Origin of the sequence: Cohnella abietis (assembly GCF_004295585.1) — a bacterium.
In the GTDB taxonomy this organism is placed as follows: Bacteria; Bacillota; Bacilli; order Paenibacillales; family Paenibacillaceae; genus Cohnella; species Cohnella abietis.
Genome location: NZ_AP019400.1, coordinates 6,385,797 through 6,400,088 on the forward strand (window position 1 = coordinate 6,385,797; position 14,292 = coordinate 6,400,088).

13 protein-coding genes are annotated in these 14,292 nt (G+C 45.9%); 3 read left to right on the forward strand and 10 right to left on the reverse strand.

Annotated features, from left to right (window positions below; translation table 11 throughout):
- Window positions 1–115: 115 nt before the first annotated feature.
- On the forward strand, window positions 116–757 hold the full coding sequence (locus tag KCTCHS21_RS28025; protein ID WP_130615593.1) for a DsbA family oxidoreductase: 642 nt from the start codon (window positions 116–118) through the stop codon (window positions 755–757).
- Here the strand turns inward: KCTCHS21_RS28025 and KCTCHS21_RS28030 are convergent.
- Window positions 726–1,649 (reverse strand): LysR family transcriptional regulator, encoded by a 924-nt coding sequence (locus tag KCTCHS21_RS28030; RefSeq protein ID WP_130615595.1) that lies wholly within the window; start codon window positions 1,647–1,649, stop codon window positions 726–728. The two genes, KCTCHS21_RS28025 and KCTCHS21_RS28030, sit on opposite strands and share 32 nt — an antisense overlap.
- A 78-nt stretch (window positions 1,650–1,727) precedes the next feature.
- Between KCTCHS21_RS28030 and KCTCHS21_RS28035 the strand changes: the two genes are divergently transcribed.
- Window positions 1,728–2,837, forward strand: coding sequence for a YeiH family protein (locus tag KCTCHS21_RS28035; protein ID WP_232057994.1), 1,110 nt, complete (start codon window positions 1,728–1,730; stop codon window positions 2,835–2,837).
- Between the two features lie 128 nt (window positions 2,838–2,965).
- Here KCTCHS21_RS28035 and KCTCHS21_RS28040 read toward each other — a convergent pair whose 3' ends face one another.
- From KCTCHS21_RS28040 to KCTCHS21_RS28050, 3 genes are read right to left on the reverse strand one after another with little or no spacing between them, the layout of a single operon-like run.
- Window positions 2,966–3,832 carry a transglutaminase family protein gene (locus KCTCHS21_RS28040; protein ID WP_130615597.1) on the reverse strand — a complete coding sequence of 289 codons (867 nt, stop codon included), beginning with the start codon at window positions 3,830–3,832 and terminating at the stop codon, window positions 2,966–2,968.
- The gene (locus tag KCTCHS21_RS28045; RefSeq protein WP_130615599.1) at window positions 3,829–4,782 is read right to left on the reverse strand and encodes an alpha-E domain-containing protein; all 954 of its coding nucleotides are present in this window, start codon (window positions 4,780–4,782) and stop codon (window positions 3,829–3,831) included. Before KCTCHS21_RS28045 ends, KCTCHS21_RS28040 begins: the two co-directional genes overlap by 4 nt.
- 55 nt (window positions 4,783–4,837) lie before the next feature.
- Window positions 4,838–6,292: a circularly permuted type 2 ATP-grasp protein gene (locus tag KCTCHS21_RS28050; RefSeq protein WP_130615601.1), complete on the reverse strand. Its 1,455-nt coding sequence runs from the start codon at window positions 6,290–6,292 to the stop codon at window positions 4,838–4,840.
- A gap of 357 nt (window positions 6,293–6,649) precedes the next feature.
- Between KCTCHS21_RS28050 and KCTCHS21_RS28055 the strand changes: the two genes are divergently transcribed.
- A complete protein-coding gene (locus KCTCHS21_RS28055) occupies window positions 6,650–7,555 on the forward strand; it encodes a cation diffusion facilitator family transporter (RefSeq protein ID WP_130615603.1) in 906 nt (301 codons plus the stop codon).
- A gap of 602 nt (window positions 7,556–8,157) precedes the next feature.
- Here the strand turns inward: KCTCHS21_RS28055 and cyoD are convergent.
- From cyoD to KCTCHS21_RS28085, 6 genes are all read right to left on the reverse strand, one after another.
- Window positions 8,158–8,502, reverse strand: coding sequence for a cytochrome o ubiquinol oxidase subunit IV (cyoD, locus tag KCTCHS21_RS28060; protein WP_130615605.1), 345 nt, complete (start codon window positions 8,500–8,502; stop codon window positions 8,158–8,160).
- Window position 8,503: 1 nt separating this feature from the next.
- Complete coding sequence (cyoC, locus tag KCTCHS21_RS28065; protein WP_130615607.1) at window positions 8,504–9,139, reverse strand: cytochrome o ubiquinol oxidase subunit III; 636 nt, start codon at window positions 9,137–9,139, stop codon at window positions 8,504–8,506.
- On the reverse strand, window positions 9,139–11,109 hold the full coding sequence (locus KCTCHS21_RS28070; protein ID WP_130615609.1) for a cbb3-type cytochrome c oxidase subunit I: 1,971 nt from the start codon (window positions 11,107–11,109) through the stop codon (window positions 9,139–9,141). The genes cyoC and KCTCHS21_RS28070 overlap by 1 nt, the downstream gene beginning before the upstream one ends.
- A gap of 20 nt (window positions 11,110–11,129) precedes the next feature.
- Entirely contained in the window at window positions 11,130–12,116 is a 987-nt protein-coding gene (gene cyoA / locus KCTCHS21_RS28075) for a ubiquinol oxidase subunit II (protein ID WP_130615611.1), read from the reverse strand.
- Between the two features lie 300 nt (window positions 12,117–12,416).
- Complete coding sequence (locus KCTCHS21_RS28080; protein ID WP_130615613.1) at window positions 12,417–12,653, reverse strand: hypothetical protein; 237 nt, start codon at window positions 12,651–12,653, stop codon at window positions 12,417–12,419.
- A 119-nt stretch (window positions 12,654–12,772) separates the two neighbouring features.
- The gene (locus KCTCHS21_RS28085) at window positions 12,773–14,224 is read right to left on the reverse strand and encodes an ABC transporter substrate-binding protein (RefSeq protein WP_130615615.1); all 1,452 of its coding nucleotides are present in this window, start codon (window positions 14,222–14,224) and stop codon (window positions 12,773–12,775) included.
- Window positions 14,225–14,292 lie beyond the last annotated feature (68 nt).

The following is a 14,292-nucleotide window of genomic DNA, read 5'->3' on the forward strand; positions in this document are numbered from 1 at the left end:
AAGCCCTATTTTTAACATTTTAACACCGTTGGTCTCGTACCGTACATTGAATGCCGCTTTGTTGTCTGCCATACTAGGAAAATGAGGTTACAATTCATAAGTTGAGGTGATTCCAATGAAAATTGATGTTTATTCTGATATGGTATGTCCTTGGTGTCGTATTGGTAAAAAGAATATGAGTGACGCCATAGAGGCATGGAACGAAACGACAGGACAAACAGTCGAGGTCAGTTATCACGCTTACCAGTTGGATCCCACTCTCCCGCCAGAAGGCTTACTCTTTAACAGTGTAATGGAGAAGAAAATGGGCGGGGCTGATCGGTTTAGACCGATGCTGCAAAGAGTAACTGAAGCTGGAGCTGCCGTTGATCTCACCTTCAACTTTGACAAAGTGGAACGTATGCCTAATACCGTGCTGGCTCATCGTATAACAGCATTATTGCCAGAAGAGGACGAGGTTTACTGGATTGATGCGGTTATGAAGGCCTATTTCGAGGATGGCCGCGATATCGCTAAGCTGGACACCCTTATGGAGATCGCCTCGGAGCTTGGTATAGATGCTGACGAAGCTAGGCGTCATCTCGAAGCTGGGGAAGGTCTTGATGCCATCAAGCAGGATCAAGCGTCCGCTCAAGCATTAGGCATTTCCGGAGTACCTTTCTTCATTATCAACAACAAATACGCATTGTCAGGCGCATATCCGTCTGCTCAGTTCCTGGAAGCGTTCAAGAAAATCTCTCAGGAAAACGCGAATTAAAAGTTAGAATCTTCTCTGTAGTTGTTCTGAGAGTTTGCAAAAACACATCCATTGTTCGAGTTCTTAAATCTCCATGACGCAAAAGAATATGAAAGCTGCGCCTGAATGGAAGCCCTTCTATATCTAACACCTTTAAGGAGCCGATCTCGACTTCTTTGCGAAGCGCCCAGCGTGATTGCAAAGTAACGCCGAGCCCGGCTTCTACTGTTTCTTTGATCGATTGTGTGCTCCCCATCTCCATAAGGCGCGAAGGCTTTACAGAGAGTGTATCGAACATTTTATCTGCCGCCGCCCTCGTTCCAGACCCCTGCTCCCTAACTAGCCAAGTTTGAGCTTCAAGCTGCTGGCGCGTAATAGTAGATTGATTAGCCAAAGGATGCTCGGCACCCGCTGCCACGTACATCTCGTCCTCCGCTAGCTTTTCCAAGCTTAGTCCCGTTCCGATCTCTTCTCCTTCGACTACACCTACATCCAGCAATCGGTTGCGAACCTGATCTGCAATATCAGCTGTGTTCCCAATCGTTACAGAGGGCCGGATATCAGGAAAATCCATACTCAAGCGAGCCAATGTCGAGGGAAGAACGTACTCTCCGAATGTGTAGCTAGCTCCAATGGACAGTGGCCCTCCAGTATAATGCATTAGCTCCTCTACCATTTCCTCCATCCTACGATATAAGCCGCCAATCTCCCTCGCATGATGAAGCACGATTTCCCCCGCCTTAGTCAGGGTGACGGACTTATTATTACGCTCTAGCAGCCTTACTTTAAGCTTTTCTTCTAACGCACGAATATGCTGGCTGACTGCAGGCTGTGTCATATGCAGCCGCTCCGACGCACGAGAGAAATTCCGCGTTTCAACTACCTCTAGAAAAACGAGCAAGGATTGATCCACTCATCATCCACCGTTCATTAGTATTAACTTATCATAAATATAATAATAATTGATTTTTCTTATCGTTAAAAGAGGCGTATGTTAAAGCTACCAAAAGCGATCAATGCAACGGAGGTATCAGACATCATGCACGCCAAAATAACTCCCACAATGATAAGACCACCATTTCCTTTCCTATCCGCAAAAGTAAACGGCATTCTTTTCACTTTACTACTCGCGCTTATTGGCTGGGGATTATCCTTGCTTCCTGGTCTAGCAAGGCTGGGCCCACTCGCGCTTACATTGCTGCTCGCCGCAGCTTATAGGCACCGATTCGGTTATCCTCTTGCACTGAGTAGCGGTTTCCATTACTCCTCTAGCACACTTCTCCGTTTCGCGATCGTTCTTTTCGGGCTTAAGCTCAATATTAACGATCTCGTGCATCAAGGACTTCCACTTCTCCTAAGAAGCTGCGGAACAGTGGCCTTTTCTCTTATCGTTGTACTTGCGCTTGGACGCCTACTAGGAGCAGATAGCAAACTAACGTTACTACTCGCTGTAGGGACGGCGATTTGCGGTGCTGCAGCCATTGCCGCTGTATCGCCTTTACTCAAATCAAAAGATGAGGATACCGCTATCAGCGTTGGGCTAATCGCCCTTATTGGAACGTTGTTCGCTGCAGCATATACCCTTATCCAGCCTTGGCTGCCTATTGATGAAGCGACATACGGTATCTGGTCAGGACTTACCTTACACGAAATTGCCCATGTCGCAATGGCCGCAGCCCCTGCGGGACAGGACGCTCTCTCTGATGGGCTGATCGCCAAGCTATGCAGGGTTATCTTACTTGTCCCAGTCTGCCTAGGCATATTAAGCATGCAGAAGCTTCGGACTCAATCTAAACCTAAACCAGCGCATCCAAAAACGAATGACACAGGGAACGCAGCGACATTCCCCTTTCCTTGGTTCCTACTTGGCCTTGTGGCTATGAGCCTACTTGGAAGCTATGCCCTTCCAGCTATCTTGCCAGATCCGACCACCTTATTAAATGGGGTATCCATTGTAACCACACTACTGTTAGGCATGGCTATGGCTGGGCTCGGACTAAATGTAAGCCTACGAGATTTCCGCAATCGCTCATTGCGACCGTTGGCGGCCATGTTTATCACGTCTGTACTGCTAACAGTGCTGACGTATATTTCTTTATGAACAAAATGCCGTGACCAACCCCATACAATAAAATGACTTAAGGAGGCCACCGACGGGTTTACCGACGGGCGCCTCCTTTTCCTTAAGATTATCCGCTTTTTCAGTCTCAGACCATTCCCCAGACTTGCCTATCCCGTCTCAGCCAATCGAACATCGACAGTAACCTGAAGCGTCTGTCCCGAGGCACCTCTGTAGATCCCTTTTACAGGAACGATATCATTATAATCACGTCCATGACCCAGCTTAACATAGCGCCAGTCAATCAAGTTATTGTTTGTTGGATCAATTCCTTGCCAGCCTACTCCAGGTATATATACCTCTACCCACGCATGCGAGGCCTGCTCGAAATCTGCATTTCTACCCTGCAAATCCCCAACGAAATGATATCCACTCACATACCTTGAAGGTACGCCTCGCATCCTACATATCGATAACAGCAAATGCGCAAAATCCTGACAAACTCCTGCCCCAATGCCAATTAGCTCATCGGCTGTCGTATGCACGCCCGTTGAATGTGGTTTATATTCGAAATCTCCATAAATTGCGCTAGCCGCATGACGGATAAATTCGAAAACTCCATCCTGCTCTCCACGAATGCTAGAAGCATATGCCTCTACCGTTGGATTAAATGATGCATACATGGTTGGCAGCAGGTATTCTGCATTTCCGTCAATAAAATCCTCGCTCCGCAGCCGATTCCAGGATTCCTCCGGCCCCCACGCAGCCGTCCACAACACATCTCTATCCCGCGTAACAACGGTAGAGTGTGAAGTAATAGTAAGCTCTCGATGCGGCGCGTTAGCGGTAAAGGAGTGTACCCTATTGCCGAAATAATCCTCATAGGACAGCAATTGTACATTCGGTTCAATGATAAGTTGATGCTGATAACAAGCCTGCCGTTCATCCGTGCGTGGCGTTAGTCGAATTTCATTGACACTGTCGGTCACCGATGAGTCGTATCGGTATTTGGTCACATGACATAAGTCCAATCTCAAGCGATAACCTCCTGTCCAGGGGAAAAAAAGGTGCTGGCAACCGCTTCTCCAAGCTGCCGATTCGTCTTAAGTAGCTGCTGAAGGACAGTATTCAATGATTCCAACGTAATCTCATTACGATCAAGGAATCCGAGCTCTGAGCGAGCTTTCCCTGCAAGTCTAATCATCCTCTCGAGAGTAGACCCCGAATGATCAGATAGACCCCTCATCGCCTTAAGGTGCTGCTCGAAGGTCGCAAGCGCGAAATGCACCGAACGCGGGAAGGTTTCCTGCAGCAACAGAAACCGCGACACCTCTTCCAAAGAGATATCTTCTACATCTAGACGCCGATACGCCTCATAGCCACCAACCGATTTCAACAGCGCCATTGTGTAGGCATAAGACACCTTACGTTTCTCAGGCGTAATGTTACTAACCGACTGAAGCAGCCTGACAACATTCTCAGAGCGCTCCAGATATCTGCCGCTCTCAAGCATCTGCCACGACTCATCCCTTAACGCAATAGAAACAGCTGTCCCTTGAAAGGCAGCAAGCCCTTCCTTCACCCTCTGAAAAAAGCTATGAGGCGATTGCAATGTTACTTCCTCTAACTGGACTCCTTTAAGCCACAAGTAAAAGCCGTTCAGAAGATTCCAAAGCTCCGAGGGAAGCTGCTCGCGAATTTTCTTCAAATTATCACGAGCTTGGGTCACACAAGACAGAATAGAATTATTTTGAGTTACATCTAAGATAAGGAAATAAAGCACATCTTGCTCCCGATAAGCTTCATAACGCTCTTCATATAGCCCGCAATCTCCAATTGCATTGGCAATCCGTTTCCATACTGCCTCCGCCTCTCCGCTACCTTCCTCGCGCAAGTGATAATACACATCCAGCAGCCGGGCATGATTCTCCGCACGCTCTGTGTATCTCCCGATCCAGAACAAACATTCCGCTATCCGATCCAGCATGGGACTCCACTCCTTATGGACACGAATCCAGATTCTCTTCTCTTGCTTACTCGTGTTATTCCGCCAACACCCACGTATCCTTTACCCCTCCGCCTTGCGAGGAATTCACAACCAAGGAGCCCTCCTTCATCGCAACCCTCGTTAGCCCACCTGGCAGAACATGAACATCCCTTCCATCTGCTAGGGCAAACACGCGCAAATCAATATGACGATGTGTCATCCGACCTTCTAAGTTAATGGGAGATGTCGATAGCTTAATGGTTGGCTGAGCAATGTAATTATCGGGGTTCTCACGGATTTTAACAGCAAACCTCTTGCGTTCCAATTCCGTGGATGAGGGCCCGACTAGCATCCCATACCCACCAGACAAAGATGTTTCCTTAACAACCATTTCCTCCAACCTAGCCAATACATGCTCCCGTTCATCCGGTCGACTCATCAAGTAGGTAGGAACATTGTTTAGAATTGGGCGTTCATTCAGATAATACCGAATCATCTCTGGAACAAAAGTGTAGATGGCCTTGTCATCTGCAACTCCCGTGCCCGGAGCATTGGCGATTGTAATGTTCCCGAAGCGGTAAGCATTCATCAAGCCAGCCACTCCCAGCATAGAATCCGGACGGAATGCTAGTGGATCAAGATAATCGTCGTCAATTCTGCGGTAAAGCACGTCAACCTGTTTCAAACCCGATAGCTTGCGAATATAGATTTTGTTATCCCTACAGACAAGGTCGCGACCTTCTACGAGTTCCATACCCATCTGTTGTGCAAGAAAAGTGTGCTCAAAGTATGCGGAGTTAAAGCTGCCGGGAGTGAGTAGAGCAATGACCGGCTCCGCTTTGTCGGTTCGAGCTAGATTACGCAAGGAAGAACGAAAATCATGCAGTGCCCGCTCAATACCCTTAACGGGATATGAGAAATAAAGCTCAGGAAAGTCATGAGTCATAATCGACCTACTCTTAAATACATATGAAAATCCCGATGGCGACCTCAGATTATCTTCAAGCACATAGTAATCGCCCTTCTCATCACGGATTAAATCAATTCCAGATGCGGTAACATAAGTCCCTCCTGGAACCGCAAGTCGCATCATCTCCGTCCGAAAATATCGATTGCCCATCACCATCCGGCGAGGAACAAGCCCATCCTTCAGAATGCATTGCTCGTGATAAATGTCCGCTAAGAAAGCATTCAGTGCTCTTACCCGTTGCCTTGTTCCTCGCTCAATCATCTCCCATTCCTCCGCTGGAATGATACGGGGGATAAGATCGAAGGGGATAGTACGCTCTTGTGAATTCGGTTGATCCTCACCCGATAAGGTAAAGGTAATCCCCTCCTCCAGCAGTCTGCCGTTCATCTGTGCCTGTCTGGTCACTCGTTCCTCTAAGGACATACGAGAAAGCGTCTGATGAACCTTACCATAATGCGCACGAACCTGGGCCCCGTTATACATTTCATTGTAAAAACGGGAAGAAGGCGAAGCAGCCGATACATCGTTCATCATTTCCATGTAGAACGGCTCCCTCTCCCTTAATGGGTTTTATTGTAATCATATTCTTCTCTTATCCTTATGTCAACAAATGTAACATAAATTTCTACTATTTTTTATTTAAATTACATATATATAACATTATGAGTAATATAAATGTTATGTAAACAAATACGTTTAATAATTAGCTTGAAGCCTTGTATTGTGTTAGAATATAGAAGCATTTCAGTACTGTCATTTTTAGAGAGGGTGGTTGTCACCCATGATAGCGAAACCTAAGCAACCCACCATATGGACGATAAAAGGCTTTCAACCCCAAGGTTGAAAGCCTTTCTTGTTTCTTGCACCGGGTAAACTTTCTTTGAAGGAGCAATCTTTGTGGCGGATAGGCATCATTCAGGATTATTAGCAATTTGGATCAGTCTTTTTAGCAATATCATTTTAACAATCTTAAAGCTCGTTGCGGGTATAATGCTTGGGAGTCCAGTACTCCTCGCAGACGGTGTTCATAACGCCGGCGACATTATCGCTACCGTCGCAGCTTTAACCTCATCTATGGTGTCGAAGAAGCCTGCTGATGACGATCATCCTTACGGACACGGCAAAGCAGAGGTTGTGGCCTCAGCATTCGTCGCCATCATCCTTGCACTCGCCGCCTTATGGATCGGCTACCAATCGATTAGTGCATTATTTAAGCCTCCCGGAGAGGAAAACTGGCTGTCATTAGGGGCAGCGGTTATTTCCCTCGTCTGGAAGCAAGCACTTTACATTTATACTATTAGAGTCGGAAAAGCCACTAAGAGTAAAAGCGTTCTAGCTACAGCCTATGACCATTTAGCAGATGTTTACGCATCGTTAGCAGCGGTCATCGGTATCGGGCTTGGCTTGCTGGGAGATCGATTACATTGGGAATGGGCAGCTTATGGAGATCCGATCGCAGGTATAATTGTATCCTTACTCGTCCTCAAGCTAGCTTACGAGATAGGTAAAGATTCCGTCGACATTCTTATGGAGCGTAATGTCGCCCCTGAGAAGCTTGCTTATTATGAATCCTTAATCCGCTCCGAGGCAAACGTAAAGAGAATAGACCGAGTGAGAGCTCGCGAGCATGGACATTACATCATCGTAGATATCCGGGTGGGCATACCCTACGACTATTCAATCCAGCAGGGCCATGACATTAGCAGGCAGCTCAAAAAGCTAATTATGGATTATGATCCTGACGTTATTGAGGTCATGATTCACCTCAATCCATGGGACCCAAGCGAACTGGCAAAGCATTAAGCTTTCGTTTTTGATAAGTGCATTCTTCTGGTAAGTCCCCTCCATATCAAGTTATTGGGCTGTCCCGTTAGCAGTTCTCTTACGATATTCTTCCAGATAGCTTTGGCCATTTGGCTCGATGAGTGGACTCGCCGGTTTATTGGCGCGTTTTGGGACAGAGTTAGGCGGAGATGCGGACTAATTTCCCTTATTGGCACGTTTTGGGACAGAGTTAGGCGGAGATGCGGACTAATTTTCCTTATTGGCGCATTATGGGGCTGAGTTAGGCGAAGACGCAGACTAATTTTCAGTATTGGCGCGTTATGGGGCTGAGTTAGGCGGAGACGCAGACTAATTTTCAGTATTGGCGCGTTTTGGGGCTGAGTTAGGCGGAGACGCAGACTAATTTTCAGTATTGGCTCGTTATGGGGCTGAGTTAGGCGGAGACGCAGACTAATTTTCAGTATTGGCGCGTTATGGGGCTGAGTTAGGCGGAGATATATTAATTACGAGCCACCGGCCCACAGCGGGGCAGGTGGCTTGCCCAGCGCACAAAAGGCTATCCCTCCGTCATCAACTGACGTTGGGATAGCCTTTTTCGAGCGCTACGCTTCTCACTTAAATTAAGCCACTTTATTGTAAGTCATAATCCAAATCGACCCGGCAACGATAGTTAGCACAATGATCAAACCAAGGAGGAGCACCATAAGATTATATCTAGGCTTCCCTTCCTCCTTCAGATGCATGAAGTAGAACAATTGCACCACGAACTGTAACACTGCCGAAGCAAGCAGCAACACAGTAGCCGCCTTGCCTTCCAGCAAATCGTTCATAACGACGATGAGCGGAATAGCCGTCAGTACAAGCGACATAACGAAACCAATGACATAAGACTTTAGAGAGCCATGTGATTCATGATGCTCATGCTCACCGTGGGAGTCATGTGTATCAACAGAATGCTGCGCCATCTTACATCACCCCCATCATGTACACGATCGTAAAGACGAATATCCATATAACATCGAGAAAATGCCAGTAGAGGCTAATAATATTTACTTTGCGACGCGTAACAGAATTGATGCCGTGCTGCTTCAGCTGAATCATGATTGCAATCATCCATACGAGACCGATAGTGACATGAAGTCCGTGAGTCCCGACTAATACATAGAACGCAGACCACTGAGCACTCGTAGAGATAGAAGCACCCTCGTGAACCAATGTCATGAATTCAGTTACCTCAAGAGCAATAAACGAAGCTCCCAGCAATACGGTAACCAATAACCATCTAATAAGTCCTTTGCGGTCCCCACGATTCATTGACAGGACTGCCAAACCACTCGTAAAGCTACTTGTCAGCAAAATAAACGTCTCTGCGATGACTCCCGGCATTTCGAACAGTTCAGCTGGTGTCGGACCGCCAGCCGTATTGCCGTTTAACACGACATAAGTCGCGAACAACGTACCGAATAATATACAGTCAGTGATCAAGAATATCCAGAAGCCCATCATACGCAGCGATTCGAGATCGTGATGTCCTTCTTTTCCATGGCCATGATCATGCTCTTGTGAAGGCTTAGCAATGATATGATTTCCTGATTGCGCCATTAGACAACCCTCCTCGCCGCAGCTTCTGTGCGTTTAATTTCATCGACCGAGATATAGTAATCCGTTTTATAACGGAAAGAGTGTACGAGCATACAGACAGCAACACCGATTAAACCAGGAATAGCCATCCACAACCAATCGAATACGAAGCCAAAACCCGCCACAAACCAGAATGCCGACATGACAAAAGGAATACCCGAGTTTTTCGGCATGTGAATCGGTTCAAGCTGCGGCCGTGGCTTAGGCGCATGACCTTGAGCAATTCGCTGCTTTTCTTCCCAGAAATCATCCTTCTCAGTCACTTGAGGCAATGTGGCAAAATTATAAAGCGGAGCCGGTGATGGAATGGTCCATTCAAGCGTTCTTCCGTCCCAAGGATCGCCAGTCGTATCTTTCTCCATGAACTTAATGCTGTGCAAAATTTGCCAAACCTGAAAGAGGAATCCGATTCCCATTAAGAAACCACCGATGGTCGAGGTCAGATTGAGCTCATACCAGCCCTTATCCCAGCCGTAGCTGCTTACGCGACGGGTCATCCCCATCAAGCCAAGGAAATATTGCGGCATAAAGCACACATAGAAACCGATATTCCACGTCCAGAAAGCCCATTTGCCGATTTTTTCGTTCAGCTTGAAGCCGAACACCTTCGGCCACCAGTAATATAGTCCCGCGAAATATCCGAAGGCAACACCACCAATGAGCACCTGATGGAAGTGGGCAATTAGAAAGTAGCTATTATGGAACTGAAAGTCAGCCGGTGCGACGGACAGCAGTACTCCCGTCATCCCCCCTACAACGAAGCAGGGAATGAAGCCAATCATCCAGAGCATCGGCGTTGGGAAGGAAAGTCTTCCGCGGTACATAGTGAACAGCCAGTTAAACACCTTAACACCTGTCGGAATAGCTATGATCATCGTCGTTACCGCAAAGAACGCGTTGACATTTGCTCCCGACCCCATCGTAAAGAAGTGATGCGCCCAGGTGAAGAAAGAGAGCAAGCTAATACTCATCAAGGCAAATACCATCGATTTGTATCCAAACAGTTTTTTCTTAGCGAATGTCGCTGCGATCTCCGAGAAAATACCGAAGGCAGGAAGCACGACGATATACACCTCCGGATGTCCCCACATCCAGATAAGGTTAATATACATCATCGGATTTCCCCCGCCATCTAGCGTAAAGAAATGCGCTCCGAGGTAGCGATCTATGAAGAGCAAGGCAAGAGTAACAGTCAAGATTGGGAATGCTAGTATTATTGTCAGACAGCTCGAGAGCACTGACCATGAGAACATCGGCATTTTCATCAGCTTCATGCCTGGTGCACGCATCTTAAGAATGGTCACTATAAAGTTGATTCCTGTCATCAGACTCCCGATTCCAGATATCTGAATACCCCAAATATAGAAGTCTTGCCCTACTCCAGGGCTGTGTGAAATTCCGGATAATGGCGGATACGACAACCACCCTGCATCAGGCGAACCACCGATAACGAACGATACGTTAAACAGCATCGCACCAAAGAAGAACAACCAGAAGCTTAGGGAGTTAAGGAATGGAAAAGCAACGTCCCTTGCACCTAGCTGAAGCGGAACGACCAGGTTAAATAATCCGAACATGAGCGGCATCGCCATGAACAATATCATGATGACCCCATGAGTCGTAAAGATCTGATTATAGTGTTCCGGAGAAAGGAATTCCGAATCCGGAATTGCAAGCTGCGTCCGCATGAGCAACGCATCGACTCCGCCACGGAATAGCATGAGCAATGACGCAATCACGTACATGATGCCGATTTTCTTATGATCGACAGTCGTTAGCCAATCACGCCACAGCCACGTCCATTTTTTGAAATAGGTAAGCGCGAATACGACTGCAATAATTGTAAGTCCAATGGAGACGTCAGCTCCATAGATAAGTGGATCGCCCGTAACGAAGAAATCAGAGGCGAAATCTTTAATTTTGTCTAACATGCAGGCACCTTCCTTTCCCTTTACTTCGTATGACCTTCATGATTTGTTGAAGAATGATCTTCCTTTTCTATTACAGGCGCTTTATCACTATCAGCGGCTTTGTCCGAATTTGAATGAGAGCCATGCTCATTATTATTACTTCCACCCTCAGAAGAAGGATGATTATGACCACCGTACTTCGTCACAATTTCTTGGAACAATCCTGTTGGAATGGAAGAGAACGTTTCAACCTCTGACACACCCGGAATCGCTAATTGCTCATAACCTTCCTTAGTAAGGGCAGGTGAAGAGTCCTTAACGCTTTGTACCCAAGTATCAAATTCCTCTTGAGAGGTAGCTTTGGCTGTAAACTGCATTTTCCCGAACTCACGTCCGCTAAAGTTAGCACCCATACCTAAGTAAGAGCCAGGCTCATTTGCAATGAGATGAAGCTTCATAGCCATCCCAGACATTGTGTAAATTTGGCCGCCTAGCTGTGGAATCCAGAAAGAATTCATTGGAGCGTCGGAGGTAAGTTCAAATTGTATCGGTACATTATCAGGAAACTGAATATAGTTAACCGTCGCTATACCCTGATCAGGATATTGGAATAGCCACTTCCAGTCCAACGAGGTCACTTGAATGACAATTGGCTCTGCTTCATGCTCAAGTGGTTTTGACGGCTCAAGCTTATAAGAATATTGAACAGTTATGACAGCAAGTATCGCTATTATTACAATGGGAATGGACCACCAGATCGTTTCGAGCTTCGTGCTATGCTCCCAGTTGGGATCGTACTTTGCCTTTTTCTCCTTACGATATTTCCATACAATATAGAATGTAAGAATCAACACTGGCACGATAACCACCAAACAAAGCACGGTGGAAATAATGATCAAATCCAATTGGTGCTTGCCGATTTCTCCTTTCGGATTCAGCACGATCAACTTATCGCCACATCCGGTCATTAGAATCGTCATCGCAAGTAGCGACATCATTGCCGTAAGGCGTCGAAGCCCTTTCATCATTTCCATCTCTCCCATCTTCTTGCTAAACCATTACCCTTTTATAGAAACCCGAAAGCATTTAATGCCGAGGGCTGTCGAAATTTCAGTGCTTCAGAAACTCAGCATCCCCTCTTCTGTAATCAACATATCAGAAAGATCAGCAATGTTCTGCACAGTTAACAAAGGCGACAAATAAACGTTGAAATTTCGCAATACTTTGTTCACCGTTTTGACGAATTGTGAATTTTATTACATACTTTTAACAAAAAAAGATCGCACCCGCAGGAAGAACCTGCAAGTGCGATCTTTTTCCGAAGCTTCTTAGACAAGCTCCTCTGCAGCTGTTGCTGGAGAGGCTTCCTGGTTTTTCTGCATAAGTGGAGCAATTACACCGAAAAGCATAATTTGACTTCCTCCAATTAAGAAACCAATTCCGACCATCAAGCCTAGGTTGCGATCGTTAAACTGTGCAATGTTCATAAGGCAACAGAGAACACCTACACCAATAATAATCATGGCAACCCATTTCAACATACGTGACATTTCTTTATTTTTCATGAGGCTCAGCTCCTCCCGTGAAAGCGCTATATGTGAATATTCTATCACAACCTTGTGACGAATTAAAGTCGAAATTCACATTTTAGACAAAAACGGGCTAGAGCCGTGCAAGCGAACGGTTATTCTGCAGGTACAGGTGCAACAGCAGCTTCAGGTGCCTGCTCGATAGCTATGCCCGGCTCATTCGATTTAGCTTCTGTATCGCCCTTTTTGCTGCTAAGCTCGGTTAGAAGCTGTTGACCTTTAGTTTGAATGTTATCTAGAGCTTCCGATATTTTTAGTGTGCCAGCAGTTACGCCTTGCATCTCCTGCTGTGTCAAGCCCTCGAATCTCATGTAAAATTCCTGTGGAAGCTTATCAAAGTCCTTATACATGTTCGATTGCGTCGGCTTAAGGCTGTAGAAAGCTTCCATGTGATGGCCATCCTCGTTGCTAAGGAACTGCGTTCGAGTTGGAAAGCCACCATTCTGAGTTTTAGAAGTCACCCTTGCAAATTCTGGTCCATTGACGTAGCTTACAAATTTCCAAGCAGCATCTATGTTCGGTGATTTAACGTCAATAGCAAATATTTGGTTAAGGCTCATTCCCGTGCTTTCGTCAGGTGATTGCGGATTTACAGGAACAGTCACTAAATCCCAATTCTGAACACCCTTATCTTTAAGAACGGTTTTAGCTGTTTTTATCTGTTCTAATAAGTAGTTGCCATCAATGCTCATTGCAACCTTACCTCCAATGAATGGATCACTAAGAAGGTAACTCTCGTATGTGCCGCCTTGGTTATTTGCATAAGGATCTTCTGTATAGAGGGAGCCTGACTTTATCGCCTTATCCGCTAGCTCGAACGCAGCTTTCCATGAATCTGAATTAATCATCATCTTCATAGTCGTTGGGTTAATATAGGAAAGCCCTTGAGAAGACCCAATATTAAGGCCTAAATAATATAAGCTGCTTTGATAACCTTGTTTTAATCCATATACGCGGTCTTCCTTCGTACCATTGGTAGGGAATCTCTCAGCCAGCTGCAATAACTTATCCCAGCTCATTCGATCCTCTGGGAAGGGGACTCCGTATTTGGTAAAAAGATCTTTATTGTAGTAGATCGCTTGACCGTAGAAGTTAGGTGTTAATCCATATAAAACCCCATCGCTTTGTTGTTTTATATAGTCAATAACTCCTGGCACTATGCCTTCAATATCATATTTATCTTTTTTAATTAAGGTGTCGAGATTGTATAGCTTCCCTTCACCAGCCATTCTCGCATACTCGTCTGTACTGAGCATCAAGACATCCGGCTTCTTCTCATCAATAAATTCCTGCATCGCTTTTTTCATATCCTTGCCTTCTTCATAATTGACACTTTGAGTAGAAATAATTTCTACCTCAACCTCAGGATACAGTGCGGAGAATAGCATACCATACTGCTGATAGAAGCCTCTCTCATCGTAATACATAACTTTAATAGATGACTTTTGTCCGTCCTTAGAGTCATTTCCGCCAGAGCTACAACCCGCCAGAATTCCTGCAAGCATGGCAATAAATAAACCTATAGTCAAAATTCGATTCGTACGCATGAATACACTTCCTTCTTCTATTGGATATATGTATTTTAAGAGTAATTCTCCAGCAACCCCCTTTGCCT